The organism is Pseudomonas sp. W4I3 (genome assembly GCF_030816195.1).
Taxonomy (GTDB): domain Bacteria; phylum Pseudomonadota; class Gammaproteobacteria; order Pseudomonadales; family Pseudomonadaceae; genus Aquipseudomonas.
In genome coordinates this window covers 3,268,586-3,294,268 of record NZ_JAUSXS010000001.1, presented here as the reverse complement: position 1 = coordinate 3,294,268, position 25,683 = coordinate 3,268,586, and the positions used below count along the sequence as shown (strand labels likewise).

At 61.6% G+C, this 25,683-nt stretch carries 21 protein-coding genes; 12 read left to right on the top strand and 9 right to left on the bottom strand.

Annotated elements, in window-relative coordinates; genetic code table 11:
- Positions 1-69 precede the first annotated feature (69 nt).
- Positions 70-942, bottom strand: a complete 873-nt coding sequence (locus tag QF045_RS15020; RefSeq protein ID WP_306492885.1) for a LysR family transcriptional regulator — start codon at positions 940-942, stop codon at positions 70-72.
- A 132-nt stretch (positions 943-1,074) separates the two neighbouring features.
- Between QF045_RS15020 and ampC the strand changes: the two genes are divergently transcribed.
- The 3 genes from ampC (at position 1,075) to QF045_RS15005 (ending at position 4,983) form a co-directional block, all read left to right on the top strand.
- The gene (ampC, locus tag QF045_RS15015; protein WP_373424445.1) at positions 1,075-2,217 is read left to right on the top strand and encodes a class C beta-lactamase; all 1,143 of its coding nucleotides are present in this window, start codon (positions 1,075-1,077) and stop codon (positions 2,215-2,217) included.
- Positions 2,218-2,347: 130 nt separating this feature from the next.
- Positions 2,348-4,171 carry a serine hydrolase gene (locus tag QF045_RS15010; protein WP_306492883.1) on the top strand — a complete coding sequence of 608 codons (1,824 nt, stop codon included), beginning with the start codon at positions 2,348-2,350 and terminating at the stop codon, positions 4,169-4,171.
- A gap of 17 nt (positions 4,172-4,188) precedes the next feature.
- Positions 4,189-4,983: a MipA/OmpV family protein gene (locus tag QF045_RS15005; protein ID WP_306492882.1), complete on the top strand. Its 795-nt coding sequence runs from the start codon at positions 4,189-4,191 to the stop codon at positions 4,981-4,983.
- A 150-nt stretch (positions 4,984-5,133) separates the two neighbouring features.
- Here the strand turns inward: QF045_RS15005 and QF045_RS15000 are convergent, their stop codons facing one another.
- Both QF045_RS15000 and QF045_RS14995 read right to left on the bottom strand, forming a co-directional pair.
- Positions 5,134-6,411, bottom strand: a complete 1,278-nt coding sequence (locus tag QF045_RS15000) for an ATP-binding protein (RefSeq protein WP_306492881.1) — start codon at positions 6,409-6,411, stop codon at positions 5,134-5,136.
- Positions 6,412-7,119: a response regulator gene (locus QF045_RS14995; RefSeq protein ID WP_306492880.1), complete on the bottom strand. Its 708-nt coding sequence runs from the start codon at positions 7,117-7,119 to the stop codon at positions 6,412-6,414. It abuts the gene before it with no gap.
- Positions 7,120-7,276: 157 nt separating this feature from the next.
- Here QF045_RS14995 and QF045_RS14990 point away from each other — a divergent pair, with 157 nt between their 5' ends.
- Complete coding sequence (locus QF045_RS14990) at positions 7,277-8,479, top strand: MFS transporter (RefSeq protein WP_306492879.1); 1,203 nt, start codon at positions 7,277-7,279, stop codon at positions 8,477-8,479.
- Here the strand turns inward: QF045_RS14990 and QF045_RS14985 are convergent.
- Positions 8,435-9,037, bottom strand: a complete 603-nt coding sequence (locus QF045_RS14985; protein ID WP_306492878.1) for a tRNA-(ms[2]io[6]A)-hydroxylase — start codon at positions 9,035-9,037, stop codon at positions 8,435-8,437. The two genes, QF045_RS14990 and QF045_RS14985, sit on opposite strands and share 45 nt — an antisense overlap.
- Positions 9,038-9,184: 147 nt before the next feature.
- Here QF045_RS14985 and QF045_RS14980 point away from each other — a divergent pair, with 147 nt between their 5' ends.
- Positions 9,185-10,048 (top strand): universal stress protein, encoded by an 864-nt coding sequence (locus QF045_RS14980; protein ID WP_306492877.1) that lies wholly within the window; start codon positions 9,185-9,187, stop codon positions 10,046-10,048.
- A 173-nt stretch (positions 10,049-10,221) separates the two neighbouring features.
- Here QF045_RS14980 and QF045_RS14975 read toward each other — a convergent pair whose 3' ends face one another.
- On the bottom strand, positions 10,222-10,692 hold the full coding sequence (locus QF045_RS14975) for a DUF1289 domain-containing protein (RefSeq protein WP_306492876.1): 471 nt from the start codon (positions 10,690-10,692) through the stop codon (positions 10,222-10,224).
- Positions 10,693-11,089: 397 nt separating this feature from the next.
- Between QF045_RS14975 and acnB the strand changes: the two genes are divergently transcribed.
- Positions 11,090-13,699, top strand: a complete 2,610-nt coding sequence (gene acnB, locus QF045_RS14970; RefSeq protein ID WP_306494899.1) for a bifunctional aconitate hydratase 2/2-methylisocitrate dehydratase — start codon at positions 11,090-11,092, stop codon at positions 13,697-13,699.
- Positions 13,700-14,393: 694 nt separating this feature from the next.
- Here the strand turns inward: acnB and QF045_RS14965 are convergent.
- Entirely contained in the window at positions 14,394-15,671 is a 1,278-nt protein-coding gene (locus QF045_RS14965) for a serine/threonine transporter (RefSeq protein ID WP_306492875.1), read from the bottom strand.
- A 406-nt stretch (positions 15,672-16,077) separates the two neighbouring features.
- On the opposite strand from QF045_RS14965, the gene QF045_RS14960 reads away from it, so the two are divergent.
- The 6 genes from QF045_RS14960 (at position 16,078) to QF045_RS14935 (ending at position 21,668) form a co-directional block, all read left to right on the top strand.
- A complete protein-coding gene (locus QF045_RS14960) occupies positions 16,078-16,602 on the top strand; it encodes a cysteine hydrolase family protein (protein ID WP_306492874.1) in 525 nt (174 codons plus the stop codon).
- Between the two features lie 101 nt (positions 16,603-16,703).
- Positions 16,704-17,657: a 2-hydroxyacid dehydrogenase gene (locus QF045_RS14955; protein ID WP_306492873.1), complete on the top strand. Its 954-nt coding sequence runs from the start codon at positions 16,704-16,706 to the stop codon at positions 17,655-17,657.
- 159 nt (positions 17,658-17,816) lie between these two features.
- Positions 17,817-18,884: a phosphotransferase family protein gene (locus tag QF045_RS14950; RefSeq protein WP_306492872.1), complete on the top strand. Its 1,068-nt coding sequence runs from the start codon at positions 17,817-17,819 to the stop codon at positions 18,882-18,884.
- A gap of 22 nt (positions 18,885-18,906) precedes the next feature.
- A complete protein-coding gene (locus QF045_RS14945) occupies positions 18,907-19,674 on the top strand; it encodes an SDR family oxidoreductase (RefSeq protein WP_306492871.1) in 768 nt (255 codons plus the stop codon).
- Between the two features lie 69 nt (positions 19,675-19,743).
- On the top strand, positions 19,744-21,177 hold the full coding sequence (locus QF045_RS14940; protein WP_306492870.1) for a PLP-dependent aminotransferase family protein: 1,434 nt from the start codon (positions 19,744-19,746) through the stop codon (positions 21,175-21,177).
- Positions 21,178-21,260: 83 nt separating this feature from the next.
- The gene (locus QF045_RS14935) at positions 21,261-21,668 is read left to right on the top strand and encodes a cupin domain-containing protein (RefSeq protein WP_306492869.1); all 408 of its coding nucleotides are present in this window, start codon (positions 21,261-21,263) and stop codon (positions 21,666-21,668) included.
- Positions 21,669-21,916: 248 nt separating this feature from the next.
- Here the strand turns inward: QF045_RS14935 and pepN are convergent, their stop codons facing one another.
- The 3 genes from pepN to QF045_RS14920 are packed head-to-tail and all read right to left on the bottom strand — an operon-like array spanning position 21,917 to position 25,675.
- Positions 21,917-24,574 (bottom strand): aminopeptidase N, encoded by a 2,658-nt coding sequence (pepN, locus tag QF045_RS14930; RefSeq protein WP_306492868.1) that lies wholly within the window; start codon positions 24,572-24,574, stop codon positions 21,917-21,919.
- A 13-nt stretch (positions 24,575-24,587) separates the two neighbouring features.
- The gene (locus QF045_RS14925) at positions 24,588-25,418 is read right to left on the bottom strand and encodes a DUF2797 domain-containing protein (RefSeq protein ID WP_306492867.1); all 831 of its coding nucleotides are present in this window, start codon (positions 25,416-25,418) and stop codon (positions 24,588-24,590) included.
- Positions 25,415-25,675 (bottom strand): YeaC family protein, encoded by a 261-nt coding sequence (locus tag QF045_RS14920; protein ID WP_016972751.1) that lies wholly within the window; start codon positions 25,673-25,675, stop codon positions 25,415-25,417. Before QF045_RS14920 ends, QF045_RS14925 begins: the two co-directional genes overlap by 4 nt.
- Between the last annotated feature and the right edge of the window lie 8 nt (positions 25,676-25,683).

Below are 25,683 nucleotides of genomic sequence, written 5' to 3'. Positions count from 1 at the left end.
CGATGGCGGTGGTTCAGTCACATTACCTATGACTGACACCCCGCAATCGGGAGCAAGCCCCCTCCCACATTAGCCCGCACTGGCTTGCAACCATGCCTTGAACGCCAGCATCGCCGGCGTCTCGGCCCGCGACTGCAAGCGTGTCAGCCAGTAACTGCCGGTGGTAATCCCCGCCTCGAATGGCTGGCGGATCACATCACTTTCCAGCTGCCGTGTAAACATCGTCGGCGGCGCAAGGGCCACGCCAATGCCTTGCAGCGCTGCTTCCATCATCGCCAGCGACGAATCGAACACGATGCTGCGCGGCACCAGGGTGTCCGCCGGCAGTCCGGCGGCCTGGAACCACAGGTTCCATTCATCGGCGCGGTACGAACGCAGCAACGTGTGTTTCAACAGGTCGGCCGGCGTGTGCAACTGCTCGGCAAGGTGCGGCACGCAGAGCACGCTGAGCGGTGCTTCCAGCAATTGGCAGGCTTCGGTGCCGTGCCAGGCGCCGGCGCCAAAACGGATCGCGTAATCCAGGCCTTCGGCGGCCACATCGACGCGGTTGTTGTGAGTGGACAGGCGCAGGTCAATAAACGGGTAGCGGCTCTGGAAATCCAGCAAGCGCGGCAACAGCCAGCCCACGGCGAAAGTACCGACCGCGCCTACCGCCAGCACTTCACGGTAATGCCCGGCCTCGAACTGGCCCAGGGTATGGGCGATGCGGTCGAACGATTCGCGCAGCACCGGCAACAGGGTTTCGCCTTCACGGGTGAGCATCAGCCCGCGCGGCAGACGCTTGAACAGGGTGACATTGAGCTGCGCCTCCAGGCTTTTGACTTGATGGCTGACCGCCGCCTGGGTCACACATAACTCGATGGCGGCCCGGGTGAAGCTCAGGTGCCGGGCGGAGGCCTCGAAGGCGCGCAGGGCGTTGAGGGGCAGATGGGAGCGCAGCATGTTTGACCCTAGCTTTTCTAATGGCTCGTGCAAGATATCATCGTTTGTGCCTCTCCCGGTTAACGCCTAGATTGGCGGCGCCCGCGCAGGCCGTCAGCCTCACTCAATCGGTTACAGGGAAGCAAAAACACTATGCAAAAACAATTCGGAAAGCTCATGGCTTGCGCGTTACTGCTGGTTGCCGGCCCAAGCATGGCCGCCGCCGACCTGCGCAAGGTCGTGGACAGCCGTGTCGCGCCGCTGATGCAGCAACAAGGCATCGCCGGGCTGTCAGTGGCCGTGGTCAGGAACGGCCAAGCGCAATACTTTAACTACGGCGTCGCATCCAGGGCGGGCAAGCAGCCGGTCACTGAAGACACCCTGTTCGAAGTCGGCTCAGTGACCAAGACCTTCACCTCGACGCTCGGCGGCTATGCCTTGGCCAACGGCAAGCTCAAGCTGTCAGACAGCGCCAGCCAGCACTGGCCCGAACTGGCCGGCAGCGCGTTCGACCACATCAGCCTGTTGCAACTGGCGACCTACACGCCAGGCGGTTTGCCGCTGCAATTTCCCGATGCCGCCGACAGCGCCGCTACCCTGCTCGATTACTACAAGCACTGGCAACCCACGGACGCCCCCGGCACGCGACGCCTCTACTCCAACCCAAGCATCGGCCTGTTCGGCTACCTCGCGGCCAAAAGCCTGGGCCAGCCGTTCAACGTCGCCATGGAACAAACGCTGCTGCCGGCGCTGGGCTTGAACAACACCCACATCAACGTGCCCAACGACAAGCTCAGCCGGTACGCACAGGGCTACGACAAGCTGGACAAACCCGTGCGCGTGGGCGCAGGCGCACTCGACAGCGAAGCCTACGGCATCAAGACCAGCGCCCAGGACCTGGCGCACTACGTGATGCTGAACATGCACCCCGAGACCTTGAGCAAACCGCTGCAGCAGGCGATCGCCACCACCCACACCGGCTATTACACCGTCGACGGCATGACCCAGGGCCTGGGCTGGGAACGCTACCCCTACCCCATCTCCCTGCAAGCGTTGATCGACGGCAACTCAACGTCGATGGCAATGGAGCCGCACACGGTCAGCTGGCTGAAACCGGCGCAGGTGCAGCCGGCCAATGTGCTTTACAACAAGACCGGCTCCACCAACGGTTTTGGCGCCTACGTGGCGTATGTCCCGAGCAGGGACATCGGCGTGGTGATCCTGGCCAACAGGAACTACCCGAATGCCGAGCGGGTGAAGCTGGCCCACGCGATCCTCAGTGCCATGGATAAATAACGACGATTGCCTGGCACCCACACTCGCCAGCGTTAACAGTCTTTGACAGTTTCCCGACAAAGCACTCAAAGATTGCGCGCCGCCACGGCCTTAGCATTCGAGCCTCCAAACCACCCTTCGGATGCTCGTCATGTTTCGCACGCTACGCGGTATACCGCTGCTGGGTTGCCTGTTGGGCACAATCAGTTGCCAGGGGCAACCGCCGGCCCCGCCGTCGATTCAGAAAGGCGATTACGGCACGATCATCCGCTACCTGCAAAGCCGTATTCCGCGTGAGATGGCCCGGGACAATGTGGCGGGTTTGTCGATTGCCCTGGTCCACGGCCAGCAACTGATCTGGGCCAGTGGCTTCGGCCTGGCCGACAAGGCCCACGGTGTGCCGGTGACGCCCAACACGGCCTTTCGCGCCGGGGGTATCTCCACGCTGCTCACCGCCACGGCGACACTGCAACTGGTGGAGCAACAGCGCCTGGCACTGGATGCCCCGCTACAGCACACCTTGCGCGAGTTCCATGTACGTTCGCGGTTTCACAGCGACCAGGACGAGGCGGATCGTGCGATCACCGTGCGCCGTTTGCTCAGCCATCAATCCGGCTTGCCCAGCGAGCATCTGCGCGACCTGCACAGCACTTACGCCATGGGCCAGATGCCGCAGCGCGTTTCGGGCGTGTGGCTGAGCAGCCCACCGGGTTCCCAGGTGGCTTACTCCAACCTGGGCTATGCCCTGCTGGGGGCGGCTATCGAGCGCAGCAGCGGCAAAAGTTTCGAGGCGCAACTGCAGAGCAGCCTGCTCAAGCCTCTGGAGATGAACCAGTCGAGCTTTGTCGGCACCGCTACACAACTGAACTACCGCGCCCTGGGCTACGAAGAGGGCAAGGCCAGCAACGACGCGCAGGTGCGCGACCTCGCCGCCGGGAGCCTGTGGGCCAGCCCCAAGGACCTCAGCCACTACGTACAAATGCTGTTCGCCAAAGGTGTCTACAAAGGCAATCGGGTACTGAACAGTGCTTCGATTGACCAGATGTTCACCCAGCAGAACACCGGCAACGCGCTGGATTTCGACTGTCAGATGGGCCTGGGCTGGTTTCTCGCGCCGTGCGGTGATGAGCCAGTCGGCCCGGGCATCCGTGCCTATCAGCACAGCGGTGGCGGTGATGATTTCGCCGCGCAGTTGAGCGTGCTGCCGGATGAGCAACTGGCCGTGATCATCATGGCCAACGACAGCAATGCCGAAGAGATGGTGGTGGCGTTGTCCACCGACATCCTGCGCCTGATGCTTCAGGCGCAGACCGGCAAGGCGGTGTGCGCCGACGACTGCCAGGCGCCGAGCCACGGCCTCAAGCTGCGTCAGGTGCCGGCCGCGGTCGACCGCAAGCGCCTGGCCGGGTTTTATGCGACTTCCTGGGGCGTGTTCCGCATCAAGGATGATCAGGGGCGCCTGTCCGGCGAACTGGCCGGGTGCGACTTCGAGCTGCTGCGTGACGACCAGGGCTGGCTGCGCGCACAGAAAAAATTCCTCGGTTTCTGGCTCAAGGACCTTGGCGAACTGGGCCGCGTGCAACTGGACGTGGTCCGGGTACAAGGCCGCCAGATACTCACCGCGCGTAGCAACGGCCAGCGCCTTGCCGTGGGCGAACGCATCGAGCCACCGCCGCTGCCCATGGCGTGGGCGGACACCGTCGGCACTTACCAGGTGCTCAACACCCATGAGCCCGATGCGCCGGTGAGCGGCATCAGCGTGCGCCTGGAAGAAGGTTTCCTGGTGGTGCGCGGCCAACTGCACGATGAGCCGTTGACCGACTACATCCTGCTGCCCGTCGATAACGCCCACGCGGTCGTGGCCGGCAGCGGCTATGGCCTGGGCGACACCGTCAGCCGCCAGATCAATGGCCTGAGTGCTTCGGGCTACGCCTTTAAACGCTTGCAATCCCCCCTGAACCACTTGAATTTCTAACCTGGAAGAAGCTCCCGATGCGCTCAAAAAACCTGTGCCTTTTGTCACTCACCTCCCTGTGCCTGCTCGCCGCGGCCGACACTGCCATTGCCGAGGACTGGCAATACAGCGTCAAGGCCGGCGTGGCCAACGCGCCGCGTTACAGCGGCAGCGACGAACGCATGACCGCGCCGGTGGTGGGCGGCAAGATCGTCAGCCCCTGGGGGATCTTCCTCGACACTGAATCGGGCCTGGGCTGGGGCTATGAAGGCAACGCCTTGAGTTTCAGCACTTATGTCGGCGCAAGCGACTCGCGCAAGGATAAAAACCAGAGCCTGGGTGCCGGTTCCAGGCGCCTCAAAGGCATGGGCGAGATCAAAACACGCCCGCAAGTGGGCATAAGTGCCGCCTACACCCTGGGCGGCGTGATTGTCGGCGCCACTCTGGAACGCGCACTTGAGGAAGATGAACACAAGGACACCGGCAAAGCCTATACCCACCTGGAACTGAGCCTGGGCACCCACCTTTATGAAGGCCGCTACGGCAGCGTCGATGCCGCGATCAGCAGCCACTTCGGCGACCGTGACTACCTGCAAACCTGGTACGGAGTCACCGCCGGCCAGGCCACCCGAAGCCGCTTCAAGGAATACAAGGCCGCCGGCGGCAATATCAGCAATGGCATGAGCCTGGCGTGGAGCGTGCCGATCAACGAAAACACGCGCTTCTCGACGTTAGTGGACGTGCAGTATCTGGCGGACAAGGCAGGCAAGAGCCCGATTGTGGAGCAGCGCTTGCAGGCGTCGGTGATGGGCGCGGTGGAGTACTCGTTCTAACGGAATCGAAGGCAATCCCTGGCCTTTGTAGGAGCGAGCTTGCTCGTGAAGAACCCAGGACATACGCGTTTATTTAGAGTGAACGCGTTGCCTGGATGTTTTTCGCGAGCAAGCTCGCTCCTACAGTGAGTCCGGTGGGCAAGGCCCACATTACTCGGCATACGCCCAGGTCATCCGAAACGACGCCCCACCCCACTCCGAATCCAGCACTTGCACCTGCCCGCCATGCCATTGGCTGACGCGCTGGACCAACGCCAGACCGAGGCCAAAGCCACCGGTACGGCGGTCGCGGCTGGCGTCCAGGCGCATGAAGGGTTCAAAGACCTTGCCCCGGCCCTCTAGTGGAATGCCAGGACCATCGTCGTTAACCCGCAATTCGTAACCGCTGCCGAACTTGACCAGCGAAACCTCGACCCGACGGTCGGCATAACGAATGGCATTGCGCAGCAGGTTGATCACCGCGCGTGCCATGAAGCGCGGCTCGATGCGAATGATATCGACCTCACAGGTACGCAACGACAACTGCACACCCGCGGCCTCGGCCTCCAGCGCCACGCTGCCGATCACGCTGTCCAGCCAACTGTGGGCCTCGATGTTTTCGCGGGTGACCTGGGTCGCGCCGCGCTCCAGGCTGGCGTAGGTCAGCAGTTCGGAGACCATTTCCTCCAGCTCGCCAAGGTCAGCGTACATGTCGGCGATCAGCTCGCGGCTTTCACGCGGGTCGGCCTGTTGCTTGAGTTGGTCGAGTTCAAAGGACAAGCGCGCAATGGGTGTGCGCAGTTCATGGGATACCGCGTTGGTCAGTTCGCGCTGGTTGGCGATCAGGCTTTCGATGCGCTCGGCCATCTGGTTGAAATGCCCGGCCAGCGCGCGCACGGTGGAGCGGCGCGGCAACAGGATGCGTGAGCCCAGGTCGTTGTCGCCAAAGCGCTGCGCCGCCAGCCGGATGTGCTCCAGGTCGCGCCAGTGCGGGCGCACCCAGAAATACAACACGATGGCCAAGCTCACGCCAAGGAAGCCATAGGCCCACAGGTACAGCCACTTCGGCTCTTCCGGCAATTGGATTTCGAGCAATTGCGGGCCATCGTCGATGGGCGCGAGGAACTTCATGAAGTCTTCGCGCACCACCACCTGGTCGCTTGCCAGGAGTGCCTGCTCGCGCTCGCTCAAGTGCTGGCTGTCGCGCTCAACCAGCCGCAAGCGCAGCCCGTAATGCGGTTGCAACTGGTCCAGACGCGCCTGGCGCGCCTCTCCCTGCACCGGCCGCAGTTGTTCCACCAACGCCCACGCCGGGCCGCGCAGGGCCTCGCGGTTATAGGTTTCGTTGGATTCGGGCATGTACGCGTCGAGGCCATAGTTGACCAGCCAGATCGCACCGGCCAGGCCGAGCGCGAGGATCAGATACAAGCGCAGATACAGGCGCAGCATTCAGACCTCCCACGCGAACGGATTGAACAGGTAGCCCTTGCCCCAAATGGTCTTGATGCACACCGGTTCGCGTGGGTTGTCATTGAGCTTGCCGCGCAGTTTGCTGATGTAGACATCGACGCTGCGGTTCAGGCCATCGAAGGCAATGCCGCGCATGCGGTTGAGGATGTCGTCGCGCGAGAGGATAGTCCCCGAACTGCTCGCCAGTAGCCACAGCAGTTCGAACTCCATGGTGGTGAGGTCGATCTTCTCATCGCCCAGGCGCACCACCCGGCAACTGCGATCGATCGACAAGCGGCCGAATTCCAGGTAATCGCGCACCGTCGGCTCGGGTACCTGCCGCCGCTGCAGCGCACGCAGGCGCGCCAGCAATACCGGCGGTTTGATCGGTTTGATCACATAATCATCAGCACCGGACTCAAGGCCCAGGATATGGTCCAGGTCATCTTCCTTGGCGGTGAGGATCACAATGGGTGTGTCGGACACATTGCGAATCTCGCGACACACATGCAAGCCGCTCTGGCCCGGCAGCATCAGGTCGAGCACAACCATTTTCGGCTTGAACTCCAGGAAGGCCGCCAGGGCAAGATCGCCCCGGTGCACCACCCGCACCTCGAAACCATGCTGCGACAGGAAATGCGCGATCAGCCCTGCCAGCTTTTCATCGTCCTCGACGATTAGCACCTTGCCCAGACCCAGGTTTTCCATAAGTTCTCAGTGTAGAAATGCAGATTGAAAGGCCGGCATTATAGGTGGCAAGCTGGTCGACCGGAGCAGCGGCCGCGTGCGGTGCCGGGAAGCTTCATGCTTTTAAGAGTTTTTAACAAATAGCCTGCAATTCTTTACGCCATTGACAGGGAGTTCCATGCGCAAGGATTACCTGGCGTTCTTCATTTCACTGTTCCTGTCACGGCTGGCGGACCAGATCCTGTTGTTCATCGTGCCGCTGATCGTGTTCCAGACCACGGACAGTGTGTCATGGGCCGGCCTTGCGTTCTTTGCCGAATCACTGCCGCGTTACCTGGCGTTTCCGGTGTGCGGGGCGTTATGCGACAAGTTTGCACCCGTGCGCATCCTGCACATCAGCCAAGTGTACCGGGCCCTGGCCTGTGGGGTGGCGGTGGCGCTGCATGGGCTGTTCGACGGTATCCATTGGCTGGTGATCCTGTCCGCGTTATGCGGGGTGCTGACCACTCAGGGCATCATGGCGCGGGAAGTGCTGATGCCGCATATCTTCCAGCACTACACCTATGCCAGAACCTTGTCCTACTCGCAGATCGCCGACCAGAGCGGCCTGGTGCTCGGGCCGTTGATGGCGGCGCTGATGCTGCAAGTCTGGGCATGGCCCTGGGTGGTGCTGGGAATCGCCGCGCTGTTTGTGCTGGCTGACCTGGCGATGCGAGTCTGGCAGCGCACCACCACGGTCAACCTGCAGCCTCCTGCGCAACAGCACACGGGGATCTGGTTACAACCCCTGCGCATCGCCTTCGGCCACATCGGCAACCTGGTGGAGTTGAAACGCATCATCACGCTGGCCATCGGTGTGAACCTGATCGTCGGCGTAACGCTGGCCACGTCGGCGGCCATGGTCACCGGGCAATACGCGGCGCACAACAACGCCTACGCCCTGCTGCAAGCGACGGGCGCGCTGGTCACCGTGGTGATTCTGTTCTACCTCGCACGTTCGACCCTGGCGCTTAAGGTGCTCGGCGGGCTGTCGTATTCGATGATTGCCGTCGGCGCGCTGATTACCGCCATCAGCCCCAACGTGTGGGCATACGCGGTGGGCTTTTTGCTGGTGAGCGGTTTCGACAAGATGTTCAATGTCTACCTGCGCAGCACCCGGCAGCGGGTGATTCCGGTGCAGGACTTCGGCAAGACGGTGGGGGTGATCACCTTGCTCAACAACCTCGCCCAACCGTTGGCGGGCTTGATGATTGCTGTATTGGCCGCACCCTTCGGCACGCAAACGGTAATCCTGTGGCTGACCGCAATCACCGTCTTGATCGGCGTGGCGGTCGCCTCAGGCTGGCACGCCACTGTGAAAGCGGAACTCGACGTCGGCTGACTCGATCAAGTCCTGCTCAACTGCCCTCACCCGCTCGATCACCTGGGCGATGTCCTTGGCGTCTCCATACTGGTACGCCAATTTCAAGTAACCCTGGAAGTGCCGCGCTTCGCTCTTGAGCAAACCGAAGTAGAACTTGCCGAGGTCTTCGTCCAAATGCGGCACAAGCGCTTCGAAACGCTCGCAACTGCGCGCTTCGATAAAGGCCCCCACCACCAGAGTATCCACCAGCTTGACCGGCTCATGGTTGCGCACGACCTTGCGCAAACCCGAGGCGTAACGCCCGGCGGACAGTTGCCGCAGTTCAACCTTGCGCTTTTTCATCAGCCGCATCACCTGCTCATGGTGCACCAGTTCTTCACGGGCCAGGCGCGACATCATGTTGATCAGGTCGACGTGGCCGTGATACTTGGCGATCAGGCTCAGGGCGGTGCTGGCGGCCTTGAATTCGCAGTTCTTGTGGTCGATCAGCAGGGTGTCCTGATCGGCCAGCGCGGCCTGGACCCAGGCGTCCGGGGTGCGGCAGCCGAGGAATTCGTGGATTTCGGGCAGGATCATCGGGCTCACGGGCAAAGGGTGACAAAAAGGCCGCCGATTATACCGACCCCGCCGCAGACCACCAGTCATGCCCCTTGATGTGCATCAACATGACGCCAGGCGTGCAGCAACTATAGTTGTTGCAGGCCCCTTCCTGGAGAACCGACCATGCAAGCCATCCGCAGCATCCTGGTGGTCATCGAGCCCGAGCATTCCGAAAGCCTGGCCCTCAAGCGCGCCAAACTGATCGCCGGGGTGACCGACGCGCACCTGCATTTGCTGGTCTGTGACAAGAAGCATGAGCATTCGGCGCTGCTGAGCGTGCTCAAGTCCGGCCTGCAGGAGGACGGGTATAGCGTCACCACCGAACAGGCGTGGAACGACAGCCTGCACGAGACCATCGTCGATGTGCAGCAGGCCGAGGGTTGCGGCCTGGTGATCAAGCAGCACTTTCCCGACAGCCCGCTGAAAAAAGCCCTGCTGACCCCGGCAGACTGGAAACTCTTGCGCTATTGCCCCACGCCCGTGCTGCTGGTCAAGACCGCCACGCCCTGGGCCGGCGGGGTGATTCTGGCGGCCATCGACGTGGGCAATACCGACAGCGAACACCGTTCATTGCACAACTCCATCATCGACCATGGCTTTGTTATTGCCAGCCTGGCCAAGGCGCAGTTGCATGTGATCAGCGCGCATCCCTCGCCGATGCTGTCGGCGGCGGACCCGACGTTTCAACTTACCGAAACCATCGAGGCGCGTTACCGCGAGCAGTGCCGGGCCTTCCAGGCCGAGTTCGACGTGGATGATGCACACCTGCATATCAAGGAAGGCCCGGCGGATGTGCTGATTCCCCATATCGCCCAGCAGTTGCAGGCGGCACTGACCATTATCGGCACCGTGGCGCGCACCGGCATTTCCGGGGCGTTGATCGGCAATACGGCGGAAGTGGTACTGGATGCGGTGCAAAGCGATGTGCTGGTGCTCAAGCCGCAGTCGCTGATGGACCATCTGGAGGAACTGGCCACTCAATCCTGAAACCATGAAGACCAAATGTTGGAGGGGGCCTGCCTCAAGGCTTTTCTGTAGGAGCGAGGCGGGCGGCTAGCCCTTGCTCGCGAAGAACTCAGCCCCCCGCGTTTATTCAGAATGAACGCGTTGCCTGGGCGTTTTTCGCGAGCAAGCTCGCTCCTACAGGGGCCCCTGTGCGGTCAGGTAGAGAGGGCATCGCTCAGAAATCCCGGGGCGATATAGCGCTGGTAATGCGCCTCGGACAAGATAAAGAACTCCCGGTCAATCGCATCGCGCAGGTCCGGCAGGGGCCAGTCGCGAAACTCCGGCAGCAGCACCATGCCGTAGGCCTCCAGGTTATTGATCACCCGCGCCCCACGCGCGATCAATTGATAGGCCCAGCAATATTCCGATTGGTGCGGCACGAAGCGAATCTTGCGTTGCTCCAACTGCCCGCGCAGGGTCTTGGGGTCGAAAATCTGCACTTTCCCGGCCATCACCTGCACCAGCAATTGCTCGAGCCTGAGCCAGACCGCGCGCTTTTCTTCTTCGTTATAACCATTCCACAGGATCACTTCGTGGTGGAAGCGCTTGCAGCCGCGGCACACGAGATCGCCGTAGACCGTGGAGCACAGGCCGACGCAGGGGGTCTTGATGGTTTGGTTGGACATGGGCGAAAACACACAGATCAGCGAAACAGTGCGCCATGTTAGCCCTTTGTCTAAGGTTGATCACCCTGCAAACTTGGTGACGCAACTTACCTTTAGATTTTTTTTGCCGTAGAATCACCCGGCCTTGTAAGGCGCCAATAATCCGCTGGAAGCTGTTTTCAAAGCGTCACGAGCACAGTCGTTCCTTCAGAACGGTGTTGGCGATGGTAAATGACTCGGTAGGTCAACGCCCTCGCCAACCCTCATCAGCTCCGTTCTGCAGGCGTAAAACTTTGAAAGCAGCTTCTGTAAGGAATGCCGGCAGCGCTGGCTTTGCGGCCCAAAAAGCCCCCGAGCGCATGCGTGCCGGCCGTTCCTGGATGAGCGTCCCGTGGGACCACTGATGAGGGTAATAACTGTGCTTGAAGCCTACCGCAAACATATCGAAGAGCGTGCAGCACTGGGTATCGTTCCCCAGCCGCTTAACGCCGAACAAACCGCAGGCCTGGTCGAGCTGCTGAAAAATCCTCCGGCTGGCGAAGAAGAATTCCTCGTTGACCTGATCACCAACCGCATTCCACCGGGCGTTGACGAAGCTGCCTACGTCAAGGCCGGCTTCCTGTCCGCCCTGGCCAAGGGCGAAGCCACCTCCCCCCTGATCGACAAGAAACGCGCTGTTGAACTGCTGGGCACCATGCAAGGCGGCTACAACATCGTGACCCTGGTCGAGCTGCTGGACGACGCCGAGCTGGCGCCTGTCGCGGCCGCCCAGCTCAAGCACACCCTGCTGATGTTCGATGCGTTCCACGACGTGGCGGAAAAAGCCCGCAACGGTAACGAACATGCCAAAGGCGTGATCCAGTCCTGGGCTGATGGCGAATGGTTCCGCAACCGTCCGACCCTGGCCGACAAGATCAGCCTGCGCGTGTTCAAGGTCACCGGCGAAACCAACACCGACGACCTATCCCCTGCCCCGGACGCCTGGTCGCGCCCTGACATCCCGCTGCACGCCCTGGCCATGCTGAAAATGGCCCGTGAAGGCATCGTGCCGGACGAGCAAGGCAAGACCGGCCCGATGAAGCAGATCGAAGAGATGCGCGGTCAAGGCTTCCCGATCGCCTACGTCGGTGACGTGGTCGGTACCGGTTCGTCGCGTAAATCGGCGACCAACTCCGTGCTGTGGTTCTTCGGCGACGACGTTCCCTATGTTCCGAACAAGCGCGCCGGCGGCTTCTGCTTCGGCAGCAAGATCGCTCCGATCTTCTACAACACCATGGAAGATGCGGGCGCCCTGCCAATCGAGTTCGACGTTACCAACATGAACATGGGCGACGTGATCGACCTGTACCCTCATGCTGGCAAAGTCTGCAAACACGGCACCGACGAAGTCATCACCACCTTCGAAATGAAGACCCCGGTGCTGTTGGACGAAGTCCGCGCCGGCGGCCGTATCCCGCTGATCATCGGTCGCGGCCTGACCGACAAGGCGCGTGCCGAACTGGGCCTGGGCGCAACCGACCTGTTCAAGCTGCCTGAAGCGCCTGTCGACACCGGCAAAGGCTTCACCCTGGCACAGAAAATGGTCGGCAAGGCCTGCGGCCTGCCGGAAGGCAAAGGCGTTCGCCCTGGCACCTACTGCGAGCCGAAGATGACCACCGTGGGGTCTCAGGACACCACCGGTCCAATGACTCGCGACGAACTCAAGGACCTGGCGTGCCTGGGCTTCTCGACCGATCTGGTGATGCAGTCTTTCTGCCACACCGCGGCCTATCCAAAGCCGATCGACGTGACCACCCACCACACCCTGCCTGACTTCATCATGACCCGTGGCGGTGTATCGCTGCGTCCAGGCGACGGCATCATCCACAGCTGGCTGAACCGCATGCTGCTGCCGGACACCGTCGGTACCGGTGGTGACTCCCACACCCGTTTCCCGATGGGCATCTCGTTCCCAGCCGGCTCCGGCCTGGTCGCGTTCGCCGCCGCCACTGGCGTGATGCCACTGGACATGCCGGAATCGATCCTGGTGCGCTTCAAAGGCAAGATGAAGCCTGGCATCACCCTGCGTGACCTGGTGCACGCCATTCCTTACTACGCGATCCAGGCTGGCCTGTTGACCGTAGAGAAGAAAGGCAAGAAGAACGCCTTCTCCGGCCGTATCCTGGAAATCGAAGGCCTGAACGACCTGACACTGGAACAGGCGTTCGAGTTGTCCGACGCCTCGGCTGAACGTTCGGCTGCAGGTTGCACCATCAAGCTGTCCAAAGATTCGGTCACCGAGTACCTGAACTCCAACATCACCCTGCTGCGCTGGATGATCGGCGAAGGCTACGGCGATGCACGCACCCTGGAACGTCGCGCCCAAGCGATGGAAGCCTGGGTTGCCAACCCGGAGCTGATGGAAGCCGATGCCGACGCCGAATACGCCGAAATCATCGAGATCGACCTGTCGCAAATCAACGAGCCGATCCTCTGCGCGCCGAACGACCCGGACGATGCCCGTCTGTTGTCCAGCGTTGCCGGTGAGAAGATCGACGAAGTGTTCATCGGTTCGTGCATGACCAACATCGGTCACTTCCGCGCAGCCGGTAAGCTGCTGGAGCAGGTCAAGGGCCAGTTGCCAACCCGTCTCTGGCTGTCGCCGCCGACCAAGATGGACGCTCACCAACTGACCGAAGAAGGCTACTACGGCATCTACGGCAAGGCTGGCGCGCGCATGGAAATGCCGGGCTGCTCGCTGTGCATGGGTAACCAGGCACGTGTAGAGCCGAATTCGACTGTTGTGTCGACTTCGACCCGTAACTTCCCGAACCGTCTGGGTGACGGCGCTAACGTCTACCTGGCTTCGGCTGAGCTGGCGGCAGTAGCCTCGACCCTGGGTCGCCTGCCGACCGTTGAAGAGTACATGGGCTACGCGGCGAAACTGGACACCATGGCCAGTGACGTCTACCGCTACCTGAACTTCGACCAGATCGCCGAGTTCCGCAAGATCGCGGCAAGCGCCAACATCCCGGTGATTCAAGCTTAACGGTGTGTTGATGTAAAAACGCCGCGTATCGCAAGGTACGCGGCGTTTTTTTATGCCTGGCATACAAATAAATGTGGGAGGGGGCTTGCTCCCGATAGCAGTGGTCCAGTCAATTCCTAGTTGACTGATACACCGCCATCGGGAGCAAGCCCCCTCCCACATTTGGATCTTTGTAGTCTTTGGAGGCTGGGTCAGGCCTTAAGCTATAAGCGAGTAAACCAGCGCCGTAATCGCCACCCAGCCCACCGCAGCAAACCCCAAGCTGGAGATACGCGTTGTTTATGCCTGGAAATACAGTCTCAGCAGCACCACCAAACAAATGTGGGAGGGGGCTCGCTCCCGATAGCAGTGGTCCAGTCAATTTATAGTTGACTGATACACCGCCATCGGGGGCAAGCCCCCTCCCACATTTGGATCTCTGCAGTCTTTGGAGGCTGGGTCAGGCCTTAAGCTATAAGCGAGTAAACCAGCGCCGTAATCGCCACCCAGCCCACCGCAGCAAACCCCAAGCTGGAGATACGCGTTGTTTATGCCTGGAAATACAGTCTCAGCAGCACCACCAAACAAATGTGGGAGGGGGCTTGCTCCCGATAGCAGTGGTCCAGTCAATTCCTAGTTGACTGGTACACCGCCATCGGGGGCAATCCCGCTCCCACATTTGGATCTGTGTAGTCTTTGGAGGCTGTGTCAGGCCTTAAGCAATCAGCGAGTAAACCAGCGCCGTAATCGCCACCAAGCCCACTGCGGTGACAAACACATTCGACGCCTGCCCACGGTACTTGGCCATGGCTGGCACCTTGCGGATGGCGTACATCGGCATCAGGAACAGGATCGAGGCAATGACCGGCCCGCCCAGGGTCTCGATCATGCCCAAGATGCTCGGGTTAAGCGTGGCGACGATCCAGCACACCACCAGCATGAAAGCGGCGGTCATGCGGTCCAGCGTCTTGGCTGCCGGGCGGCGACCCGTTTTCAGTACCAGGCCCTTGAGGCCCTCGCTGGCACCGATGTAGTGGCCCAGGAACGACTTGGCAATTGCCACGAACGCAATCAGGGGCGCGGCGAAGGCAATGGTCGGGTTGTCGAAGTGGTTGGCCAGGTACGACAGGATCGACAGGTTCTGCGCTTTCGCCTCGGCCAACTGCGCCGGCGACAGGGTCAGCACGCAACTGAACACGAAGAACAGCACCATCGCCACCATCAGCAAGTGCGCGCGGGACAGGATCTGCGAGCTGCGCTCGTCGGCGTGTGCGCCATACTGACGCTTCTGGTCCACCGCGAAGGCCGAGATGATCGGCGAATGGTTGAACGAGAACACCATCACCGGAATCGCCAGCCACAACGTGCTGAGCAAGGCCGACGGCGCAGGGACTTCGCTCGCTGTGCTGAGGATCCCGCCCGTCCAGTGCGGCACCAGGTACACGGCAAGGAACAGCAACGCGACAATGAACGGGTACACCATCAGGCTCATGGCCTTGACGATCACCTGCTCGCCGCAACGCACCACCGCCAGCAGGCCGAGGATCAACACAAACGCCAGGATGGCCCGAGGCGGCGGCATGATGTGCAGTTGATGTTCCAGGAAGCTGCTGACGGTATTGGTCAGGGCCACGCTGTAGATCAGCAGGATCGGGAAGATCGCAAAGAAGTACAGCAAGGTAATCAGCGCGCCGGCCTTGAGGCCGAAATGCTCTTCGACCACGTCAGTGATGTCGGAGCCTTCACGGCCGGACAGTACGAAACGGGTCAGCCCACGGTGGGCAAAGAACGTCATCGGGAAGGCCAGCAGCGCGAGAATCACCAGTGGCCAGAAGCCCCCCAGGCCCGCATTGATCGGCAAGAACAAGGTACCGGCGCCGATGGCGGTGCCGAACAGCCCAAGCATCCAGGTGGTGTCCTGGCGGCTCCAGCTTGTGAGCGTTGCAGGTGTCGTTGCATAGCGTTGGTCGACGCTATTGGCCTGATCATTCATCCGGTCGGATCTCCGCATTCACACGGCCGGGACGAGTCAGAAAAACCTGACAGGCAGCGCCCCGACCTCAACAGGGGCGCGATTGTCCGGGATTCTCTCGAATAAGCAAAGACTTAGCTGAGCAACGGTTAGGCGGTGCAGCCGACCGGACATGCCCCGCAGGGCGTTGTTCGCTTTAAAAAACCGCGCGCGCGTTGACAGCCTCGCGCCCGCCCCAGCATGATCCCGGCATGAACCCTCTTCAGTTGTGCCTCACCCGCACCACCACCGCGACCGCTTATGGCGGGTCGTGCGGTTGCTGTGGGGGATTGAACTAGCGACACCCCGAAAGTTACCCAAGGCCCCGCCAGCAATGGACGGGGCCTTTTTTGTGCTCCGCCATCCGGCACTCACAAGGAGCTACACCATGGCAACCGCCCTGCTGATCATCGATATGCAAACTGGCCTGTACGACGGACCGCAAAAACCCTTCGAGCGTGAACAGGTGCTGCACACCATCAACCAACTGATCCGGCGCGCCCGCGCGGCCAACGCGCCGCTCTTCGTCGCGCGTCATACCGGCCCGGCCGGTTCGCCCATCGAAGCCGGCAGCGCGCTGTGGCAGCTGTGGGGTGGCCTGGATGTCGACGAATCCCGTGACGGTCTGTTCAACAAGACCCGCCCCAGCTGCTTCCTGGGCACCGACCTGGCGCAACAGCTGGCACAGGCGCAGGTCGATGAACTGGTGATTGTGGGCATGAAGACCCAGTTCTGCGTCGACACCACCTGCAGAGTCGCGGTAGAACTGGGCTTCTCGGTGGTGTTGCCGGAGGACGCCCATACCTGCATGGACACCCCGGCGTTAGCGGCCGAGGCGATCATTGAACACCACAACGCCACGCTGGCCGGGGCGTTTGTGAAGCGCGTGCGCGCCGCTGACGTCAGTTTCTGAACGTGCAGGAGCGAGTTCAAGCTCGCTCCTGCAGCAACCTACGATCCTTCTTACAAATCCCGCATACTCATGCGCTCAAGCACTTCAGGAAGAACCCTGCGATGACTACCACTGTTCTGGTCCTGGTTGAGACCATCAATGAATACCTGCAAATCATCGAGAGCAATGATTTCCATGTGATCCTCGCGCCCACGCCTGCCGAACGTGCCCAGGCGATCAAGGCCCACGGCGGCCAGATCAAGGCCGTCCTCACCCGTGGCCCGCTGGGGCTGTATGCCGATGAAATCGCCGCGCTGCCGCTGCTGGAAATCATCTGCGTGATCGGTGCCGGCTACGAGCATGTCGACCTGCAGGCGGCCGCCAACCGTGGGATCGTGGTGACTAATGGCGCCGGGGTGAATGCGCCGTCGGTCGCCGACCATGCCATGGCGCTGCTGCTGTCACTGGTGCGCGGCATTCCCCAGACTGACGCCGCTGTGCGCCGTGGCGAGTGGCCGAAGGTGATGCGCCCTTCCCTGGGCGGTAAGCAGTTGGGGATCCTCGGGCTGGGCGCAGTGGGCCTGGAGATTGCCCGGCGCGCGTCCCTGGGGTTCGGCATGGAGGTGAGCTACCACAACCGCCAACCCCGCGATGATGTGGATTACACCTACTGCTCAACCGCCGTGGAACTGGCGCGCACCTGCGATTTTCTGATCCTGGCCACGCCCGGTGGCGCCAGCACCCGCCATCTGATCGATCGCCACGCGCTCGATGCCCTGGGCCCCAACGGCTATCTGGTCAACATCGGCCGGGGCAGCGTGGTGGTGACCGCCGACCTGGTGGCTGCGCTGGAACAGCGGCGTATCGGCGGCGCCGCCCTGGACGTATTCGACGACGAACCCAAGGTGCCCGACGCGCTCAAGCGCTTGAGCAATACCGTGCTGACGTCCCATGTGGCCGGCCTGTCGCCGGAAGCGGCTCACGACACCGTGCAACGGGTCGCCGACAACCTGGTGGAATACTTTGCCGGTCGCCCGGTACTCACACCGGTAACACTGCCGTCGCGCAACCAATAGACCGGCCCCCCAGGTGACCAGCTGTTGGAGTGGATCAAGCCTGCTGATCATCCCCCAACACGCTAGCCTATTAAGCCGCCCCGACCTTGTCGCTGGGCGGCGGTGCGCATTAGATTAGCCAATAGTCCAAGGCCTTTAAAATAAGCAGAAGGGATAAGCATGGCGCTTAACGACCAATCGACCCAGATTCGCCCCGGCGAAGAACTTGATGCCAGCCTGATCGATCCCTACCTCAAGGCCCATATCCCCGGCCTGCACGGCACCCCCAAGATCAGCCAGTTCCCCGGCGGCGCGTCTAACCTGACGTATCTGCTGGAATACCCGGACCAGGAATTCGTGTTGCGTCGCCCGCCGTTCGGCCACAAGGCCAAGTCTGCCCACGACATGGGCCGTGAATACCGCATCCTCAACCAACTCAAGGATGGCTTTCCGTACTGCCCCAAAGCCTATGTGCACTGCACCGACGAGACGGTAATCGGCGCCGAGTTTTACGTGATGGAGCGGGTCAACGGCATCATCCTGCGTTCGGACCTGCCGGCTGAACTGGGCCTGGACGCGAGCCGCACCGAAGCCTTGTGCAAGAGCTTTATCGACAAATTCGTCGAGCTGCATCAAGTCGACTACACCGCCTGCGGCCTCGCCGACCTGGGCAAGCCGCAGGGTTATGTGGAACGTCAGATCCGTGGCTGGAGCGAGCGCTACGAAAAAGCCCTGACCCCCGATGCCCCGAGCTGGGAAGCGGTGCGCGCCTGGCTCAACGAAAAGATGCCAGCCGACCACCCGACCTCCAGCATCGTGCACAACGACTATCGCTTCGACAATGTGATCCTCGACCCGCACAACCCGATGCAGATCATCGGCGTACTGGACTGGGAGCTGACCACCCTGGGCGATCCGCTGATGGACCTGGGCAACACCCTCGCCTACTGGATCGAAGCCGCCGACCCCGCGCCCGTGCAACTGATGCGTCGCCAGCCAAGCAATGCGCCCGGCATGCTCACCCGCCGCCAGTTCGTCGACTACTACGCCGAACGCTCGGGCATCCAGATCGACAATTTCGACTTCTACTACACCTACGGCCTGTTCCGCCTGGCCGGCATTGTGCAGCAGATCTATTACCGCTTTTTCCACGGCCAGACCCAGGACAAACGCTTCGCCCAGTTCATCCACATGAACAAGCTGCTGGAGCAGATGAGCCTGGCGGTCATTGGCAAGTCCGCCCTCTGATAACAATCACAAGGAACCCCTCATGTCCAAGACCCACCTGTTTGACCTCGACGGCAAGGTTGCTTTCGTTTCCGGCGCCAGCCGTGGCATCGGCGAGGCCATCGCCAAGCTGCTGGCCCAGCAAGGCGCCCACGTGATTGTTTCCAGCCGCAAACTGGAAGGCTGCCAGCACGTCGCCGACGCGATCATCGCCGACGGCGGCAAGGCCACCGCGATTGCCTGCCATATCGGTGAAATGGAGCAGATCACCCGGGTGTTCGCCAGCATTCGTGAACAGTTCGGCCGCCTGGACATCCTGGTCAACAACGCCGCGACCAACCCGCAGTTCTGCAACGTGCTGGACACCGACCTCGGTGCGTTCCAGAAGACCGTCGACGTGAACATCCGCGGCTACTTTTTCATGTCGGTGGAAGCCGGCAAGTTGATGCGCGACAACGGCGGGGGCAGCATCATCAACGTCGCCTCGATCAACGGCATTTCCCCAGGCGTATTCCAGGGCATCTATTCGGTGACCAAGGCCGCCGTGATCAACATGACCAAGGTGTTCGCCAAGGAATGCGCCGCGTTCGGTATACGCTGCAACGCGCTGCTGCCAGGCCTGACCGACACCAAGTTCGCCTCGGCGCTGGTCAAGAACGACGCGATCCTGAAAATGGCCCTGGCACAGATCCCGCTCAAGCGCGTGGCCGACCCCAGCGAAATGGCCGGCGCGGTGTTGTTCCTGGCCAGCGATGCGTCGAGTTACACCACCGGCGTGTCGCTGAACGTGGACGGTGGTTTCCTGTCCTGACAGCGCCTGGTTTCTTCGGATCGATTTGCGCGTAACCTTGGCGCAGATCGATCTGTCCCAGGATGAAACATGGAACTGCACCTCGTCATCAACGGCCGCAAGGACCTGGCTGCCCAGCTTTACCAGCAACTGCGCGAAGCCATCGCCACCGGGCGCCTGTCGGCCGGCGCGCAGTTGCCGCCCAGCCGACTGCTCGCCGAGCAATTGGGCGTATCGCGCAAAACGGTATCGGACACCTACGCCACCTTGACGTATGAAGGCTTGCTGGTCGGCAGGATTGGCCGGGGCACTTTCGTCAACGCGTGGGCACCGCAGCAAGGCCTTGTGCAGACCGCCACCGACCTGGCCTGCGCCGCCAACCTGGGCAAATGGGCGGCGCTGCCCTCGCCCATGCACCACCCCGCGCGCGACGACATCCTGCGCTACGAGTTCATCGGTGGCGCAACTACACGCAATCAGTTTCCCCAAGAAGAGTGGCGGCGCTGCACCCAGGATGCGCTGCGCCGCATCGCCCAGAACAGCGGGTTCTACAGCCAACCGGAAGGCTTGCCCGCACTGCGCGAGGCCATCGCCGGGCACATCGCGTTTTCTCGCGGGGTGAACTGCCGCGCTGCCGACATCGTCGTGACCAATGGCGCGCAGCAGGCGCTGGACCTGATCGCCCGCGTGGTACTTGAACCTGGCAGCATCGTCGCCATGGAAGACCCTGGCTACAGCCCGGCGCGTCAGTTGTTCGTGGCGATGGGCGCCAGGGTCGCCAGCGTTCCGGTGGATGCACAAGGCATTCAGGTCGACCAGATCCCCGATGGCACCCGACTGGTGTATGTGACGCCGTCCCACCAGTTCCCCCTCGGCATGCCCATGAGCCTGGCGCGGCGTGAGGCCCTGCTGGACCGTGCCATCGAGCTCGGCGCGATCATTATCGAAGACGATTATGACAGCGAGTTCCGCTACCACGGCCGCCCCACCGACTCCCTGCAAAGCATGGACACCCGAGGCGTGGTGACCTACGTCGGCACCTTTTCCAAAACCCTGCTGCCCGAGCTGCGCCTGGGCTACGCGGTGCTGCCGCCGGCGATCCATGGCGCCGTACTCAAGGCCAAGCAATTGACCGACCAGCACAGCTCTACCCTGCCGCAATGGGCGCTGGCCAAGTTCATCAGCGAAGGCTATCTGCTCAAACATATTCGCCGCTGTCACAGCGTGTATGCGGGACGCCGCGAGCGGATTCTGCAGCGCCTGGCGGGCGACCTGTCGCCCTGGTTCGAGGCGGTGCCAACGGTGGCGGGGTTTCATCTGGCGGCACTGTGCAAGGTGCCGGTGGATATACCCTTGCTGATGGAACGGGCGCGCAAGGTGGAGGTGGGCCTGTACCCGCTGGATGGGTTTTTTCACGATACGCCGGTACGCTCGGGGCTGATTCTCGGCTTCGGGGCCATCGAGACCCTCGATATCGACCCGGCGCTGGACAAGGTACGCGACATCCTGCAGCAGATTGGCTAGCGGGTTTTCCGGCGGATTGGTCATTGGTCGACCACGCCCGTGGGCGTAGGGTGAACACGTCTCGAACTACGTGGAGCCCCATCATGAAACGACTGCTCGCCGCCGCCGCGATACTCACTTCGCTGACTGCCTACGCCCATGAACCGGTGTACAACCAGGAAACCCTCAAGATGCTGCAAGAGCACGCCTTGACCAATGTGCCCGGCAAGAAAACCATCATGCTCACCGTGGACTATGCGCCCGGCCAGGCCACTGTGCCCCACAGCCATACCGGCACTGCCGTGGCTTATGTGCTGGAAGGCGAAATCATCTCGCGGGTCAACGACGGCAAAGCCATTACCTACAAGGTCGGCGATTCATTCTACGAGCCCGCAGGTTCCCGGCACTTTGAGTCGAGCAACGCCAGCCAGACCCAGCCCGCCAAGTTGCTGGTGGTGATGGTGCTGGATGACAAGGCCGAGGTGCTGACGCCGCTTGCAGCGTCAAAATAGAAAATGTGGGAGGGGGCTTGCCCTAATGCCAGTCAGTTAAGCGTACACCGCCGTCTGTAGGAGCGAGCTTGCTCGCGAAAAACGTCAACGATAACGCGTGCTTTCTGAATGAACGCGGTGCCTGTGAGTTTTTCGCGAGCAAGCTCGCTCCTACAAAAAGCCTTAACTGACTGGCATTAGGGCAAGCCCCCTCCCACATTTTGAACGGTGTGATTCATTAACACCGGCTTCGCTATAACCACCGCAAGTCAGGCAAGGCTCTTGCTGACCACCTCAAACACATCGCTGGACAGCTCGCCCGAGCCAAGAATGCGCTCCAGCTGCGCCTTCATCAGCGCTTGCCGCGCGGCGTCGTATTTGCGCCAGCGTGTCAGGGGTGCCAATTGGCGCGAAGCAATCTGTGGGTTCAGTGTATTGAGCTGGATCACCAGGTCCGCCAGGAAGCGGTAGCCCGAGCCATCCGCCGCATGGAAGTTGATCAGGTTCTGCCCGGCAAACGCGCCAATGAGTGCGCGCACTTTGTTCGGGTTCTTGATCGTGAACGCCGGGTGCTCCATCAACGCCTTGACCCGCGCCAGCCCGCCCGGCAGGGTGCTGCCGGCCTGCACACTGAACCACTGGTCCATGACCAGCGGGTTGTCCTTGAAGTTCTCGGCAAATACCGCCAGCGCCTGGGCTTTTTCCGCTTCGAACGGCGAGTTCACCAGCACGGCCAGGGCCGTCAGGCGCTCGGTCATGTTGTCGCTGGTGTCGAACTGGTCCAGCGTCGCTGCCAGCACTTCAGGCTTGGCGCTGAGCATCAGGTAGGACAGCGCGATGTTCTGCAGGGCGCGGCGGGCAAAGTGCTCGGCCTCGGCCACGTACGGCGTCTGGCGGGACAGGTCACGGTTGGCCTGATAGCGCAGCCACAGCCCTTCGAACAGGTGGTCGGCCAACTGCTTGCGGGCAAATTCGCGGGCGGCGTGGATCGCATCGACGTCCGCCACTTCGCTGATTTCGGTCAGGTAGGCTTCGCTCGGCAAAGAGAGCATTTCGGCGACCATGGCCTGGTCGAGGGTCTCGTCGCTCAAGACCGTGCGCAATGCGTCGATCAAGCGTTGATCCAGCTTCAGCGGTTGCCCTGCCTGATGTTGACCGATCAGTTCCTGCAACACCTGAACCGACAACTGCTGGCCGGCGTCCCAGCGGTTGAAACCGTCGCTGTCGTGCTGCATCAGGAACATCAGTTGGTCGCGGTCATAGGGGAAGCTGAGTTTCACCGGCGCCGAAAAGCCGCGCAGCAACGAAGGCAACGGCTTTTCTGCGACGTCTACAAAGGTGAAGGTCTGCTCGGCTTCGGTCACCGAGATCACGCGAGAGGTACCGCCGGCCGTCGCTTCACCGGCCAGGCGCAAGGCAATGCCGGCGCCCTGGCTGTCCAGCAGGCCCAGCTCGACCGGGATCACGAACGGCAGCTTTTCCACCTTGTCCGGGGTGGGCGGGCAGCTCTGGCGGAAGGTCAGGCTGTAGGTCTTGGCTGTTGCGTCGTAGGACTCGCTCACCGCCAGACGCGGCGTACCGGCTTGGCTGTACCAGCGCTTGAACTGGCTGAGGTCCACGCCGTTGGCGTCTTCCATGGCCTTGATGAAGTCGTCGCAGGTCACGGCCTGGCCGTCGTGGCGCTCGAAATACAGGTCGCTGCCTTTGCGGAAGCCTTCGGCGCCGAGCAAGGTGTGGATCATACCGACCACTTCCGAGCCCTTTTCGTACACGGTCAGGGTGTAGAAGTTGGAGATTTCGATAAAGCTGTCCGGGCGCACCGCGTGGGCCATGGGGCCGGCGTCTTCGGCGAACTGGTGAGTGCGCAGGTACGCCACGTCCTGGATACGCTTGACCGTCGCCGAGTTCATGTCGGCGGAGAAGCCCGAGTCGCGGAACACGGTGAAGCCTTCCTTGAGCGACAGTTGGAACCAGTCGCGGCAGGTCACGCGGTTGCCCGACCAGTTGTGGAAGTATTCATGGGCGACGATGGCTTCGACGCGCTGGTGCGCGGCATCGGTGGCGGTTTCGGCGCGGGCCAGTACGGCGCTGGAGTTGAAGATGTTGAGGCCCTTGTTCTCCATGGCGCCCATGTTGAAATCGTTGACCGCCACGATCATGAAGATGTCGAGGTCGTACTCGCGACCGTAGGTTTCTTCGTCCCAGCGCATGGATTTTTTCAGGCTGGTCATGGCGTGCTGGCACTTGTCGATATTTTCCGGCTCGACGTAGATGCGCAGCGCCACTTCGCGCCGGGTCATGGTGGTGAAGCTGTCTTCGACACACCACAGGTCACCGGCCACCAGGGCGAACAGGTAGGCCGGTTTCTTGAACGGGTCTTCCCAGGTCGCCCAGTGCCGACCGTCTTCGCCGGGGCCGCTGGCAATCGGGTTGCCGTTGGACAGCAGCACCGGGTAGCGGTGCTGCTCGGCGATCACCGTGGTGGTGAACACGCTCATCACGTCCGGACGGTCCAGGTAGTAGGTGATCTTGCGGAAACCTTCGGCCTCGCACTGGGTGCAGAACATGCCGCTGGATTTGTACAGGCCTTCCAGGGCGGTGTTGGTTTCCGGGTGAATCTTGACCGTGGTGTCCAGGGTGAAGGTTTCACTGTTGGGCTGCAGCGTCAGGTGGCTGTCGGTCAACTGGTAATCGGCGGCCGTCAGCGCCTGGTCCGCAAGGTTGACGCTCAAAAGCTCCAGTTGCTGGCCATCGAGCACCAACGGCGGCAGCCCGGCGCCGCGCTCGGGATTGCGGCGCATCACCAGCTGCGCGTGGACCAGGCTGTGGTCCTCGAACAACTCGAAGGTCAGGTGCGTCTCGTCGATCAGGTAGTCCGGCGCCTGATAGTCCTTCAGGTAAATCATCTTCGGTTGTTCGGTGCGCATGGGTGGCATCCTTCTACTGATGCACGGCGAGCTGGTAGGCCGTGTATTTACGAATATTGATCACGCCGGTGTCGAAGATCAGGTATTGGCCCTTGATCCCCAGCAACGTGCCTTCGGCAATCGGATTCTTGTCCAGGTTGAAGCTGACGATCTTGGCCGGGTACTGCTGCACCGGGTAACGGATTTCGATCGGCTCGATGTCGGCAATGGTTTGGATGGCCTGCAGGCCAAAGCGTTCCTGCAAACCGAGCAAGCCCTCGGCGCAGGAGGCGAACAATTGATCGCGTACCTGCTTGAGGTCCACGGTTTGCGCATCGCCCTTGAGCAGCGCGCGCCAGTTGGTCTTGTCGGCCACCTGGCTGCGAAACAGATCCTCGACAAAACCCGATTGCTGGCGAGTGGCCACGCGCATGATCGGCAGCGCCTGGCTGGCACCCTGGTCGAGCCAACGGGTCGGCAACTGCGTGGCCCGGGTGATGCCGACCTTGATCCCCGACGAATTGGCCAGGTAGACCACGTGGTCGGTCATGCAGAAGGTTTCACCCCAGCCTGGATCGCGGCAGGTGCCGGCGTCGTAATGGCAACGCTCGGGGCTCATGATGCACAAGTCACACTGGGCCAGCTTGGTCATGCACGGGTAGCAATAGCCCTGGCTGAAGCTGGTCTTGGTCTTGCGGCCGCAATGGCTGCAGTGAATGGCACCAAGGAACTCCAGGCGAATATGCGTGCCGATCAACGGATTGACCGGCACCTCGGTATCGCCCAGGCGAAATGCGTATTGAACGGTCGGCTCACCCAGTTGCGCCGACATTTTGCTGACTGCACCGCGACCTATTTCAATCAATGGATCGCATCCGACTTGAACAGGATGTTCGGCACCGGTGCCGATTTCGACGCGCATTCCTGCGGGCCCATGTAGCCGGTGCGCTGGTCTTCGGGCAGGTTCTGGATTTCCCAGGCGATCACCGCCTGCAGCGACAGCTCACGCTGCTCGGCGGTGAGCTTGCGCCCGTCCGACCACTTGCCGATTTCCACGGCGAGCTTGAGGCTCTCGTAGATGTCGGGGGTGATGTTTTCGATCATTTCAGCAAAAGAGGACATAAGGCTCT

Excerpts from the sequence above, each read along its gene's own strand:
- QF045_RS14935 (WP_306492869.1), top strand. The coding sequence starts at position 21,261 with ATGAAACGACTGCTCGCCGCCGCCGCGATACTCACTTCGCTGACTGCC.
- QF045_RS14985 (WP_306492878.1), bottom strand. The coding sequence starts at position 9,037 with ATGATCCTGCCCGAAATCCACGAATTCCTCGGCTGCCGCACCCCGGAC.
- QF045_RS14960 (WP_306492874.1), top strand. The coding sequence starts at position 16,078 with ATGGCAACCGCCCTGCTGATCATCGATATGCAAACTGGCCTGTACGAC.
- pepN (WP_306492868.1), bottom strand. The coding sequence starts at position 24,574 with ATGCGCACCGAACAACCGAAGATGATTTACCTGAAGGACTATCAGGCG.
- QF045_RS15010 (WP_306492883.1), top strand. The coding sequence starts at position 2,348 with ATGTTTCGCACGCTACGCGGTATACCGCTGCTGGGTTGCCTGTTGGGC.
- QF045_RS14940 (WP_306492870.1), top strand. The coding sequence starts at position 19,744 with ATGGAACTGCACCTCGTCATCAACGGCCGCAAGGACCTGGCTGCCCAG.
- QF045_RS14990 (WP_306492879.1), top strand. The coding sequence starts at position 7,277 with ATGCGCAAGGATTACCTGGCGTTCTTCATTTCACTGTTCCTGTCACGG.
- QF045_RS15020 (WP_306492885.1), bottom strand. The coding sequence starts at position 942 with ATGCTGCGCTCCCATCTGCCCCTCAACGCCCTGCGCGCCTTCGAGGCC.
- QF045_RS14980 (WP_306492877.1), top strand. The coding sequence starts at position 9,185 with ATGCAAGCCATCCGCAGCATCCTGGTGGTCATCGAGCCCGAGCATTCC.
- QF045_RS14965 (WP_306492875.1), bottom strand. The coding sequence starts at position 15,671 with ATGAATGATCAGGCCAATAGCGTCGACCAACGCTATGCAACGACACCT.
- ampC (WP_373424445.1), top strand. The coding sequence starts at position 1,075 with ATGCAAAAACAATTCGGAAAGCTCATGGCTTGCGCGTTACTGCTGGTT.
- QF045_RS14920 (WP_016972751.1), bottom strand. The coding sequence starts at position 25,675 with ATGTCCTCTTTTGCTGAAATGATCGAAAACATCACCCCCGACATCTAC.
- QF045_RS15000 (WP_306492881.1), bottom strand. The coding sequence starts at position 6,411 with ATGCTGCGCCTGTATCTGCGCTTGTATCTGATCCTCGCGCTCGGCCTG.
- QF045_RS15005 (WP_306492882.1), top strand. The coding sequence starts at position 4,189 with ATGCGCTCAAAAAACCTGTGCCTTTTGTCACTCACCTCCCTGTGCCTG.
- QF045_RS14945 (WP_306492871.1), top strand. The coding sequence starts at position 18,907 with ATGTCCAAGACCCACCTGTTTGACCTCGACGGCAAGGTTGCTTTCGTT.
- QF045_RS14955 (WP_306492873.1), top strand. The coding sequence starts at position 16,704 with ATGACTACCACTGTTCTGGTCCTGGTTGAGACCATCAATGAATACCTG.
- QF045_RS14995 (WP_306492880.1), bottom strand. The coding sequence starts at position 7,119 with ATGGAAAACCTGGGTCTGGGCAAGGTGCTAATCGTCGAGGACGATGAA.
- QF045_RS14950 (WP_306492872.1), top strand. The coding sequence starts at position 17,817 with ATGGCGCTTAACGACCAATCGACCCAGATTCGCCCCGGCGAAGAACTT.
- QF045_RS14975 (WP_306492876.1), bottom strand. The coding sequence starts at position 10,692 with ATGTCCAACCAAACCATCAAGACCCCCTGCGTCGGCCTGTGCTCCACG.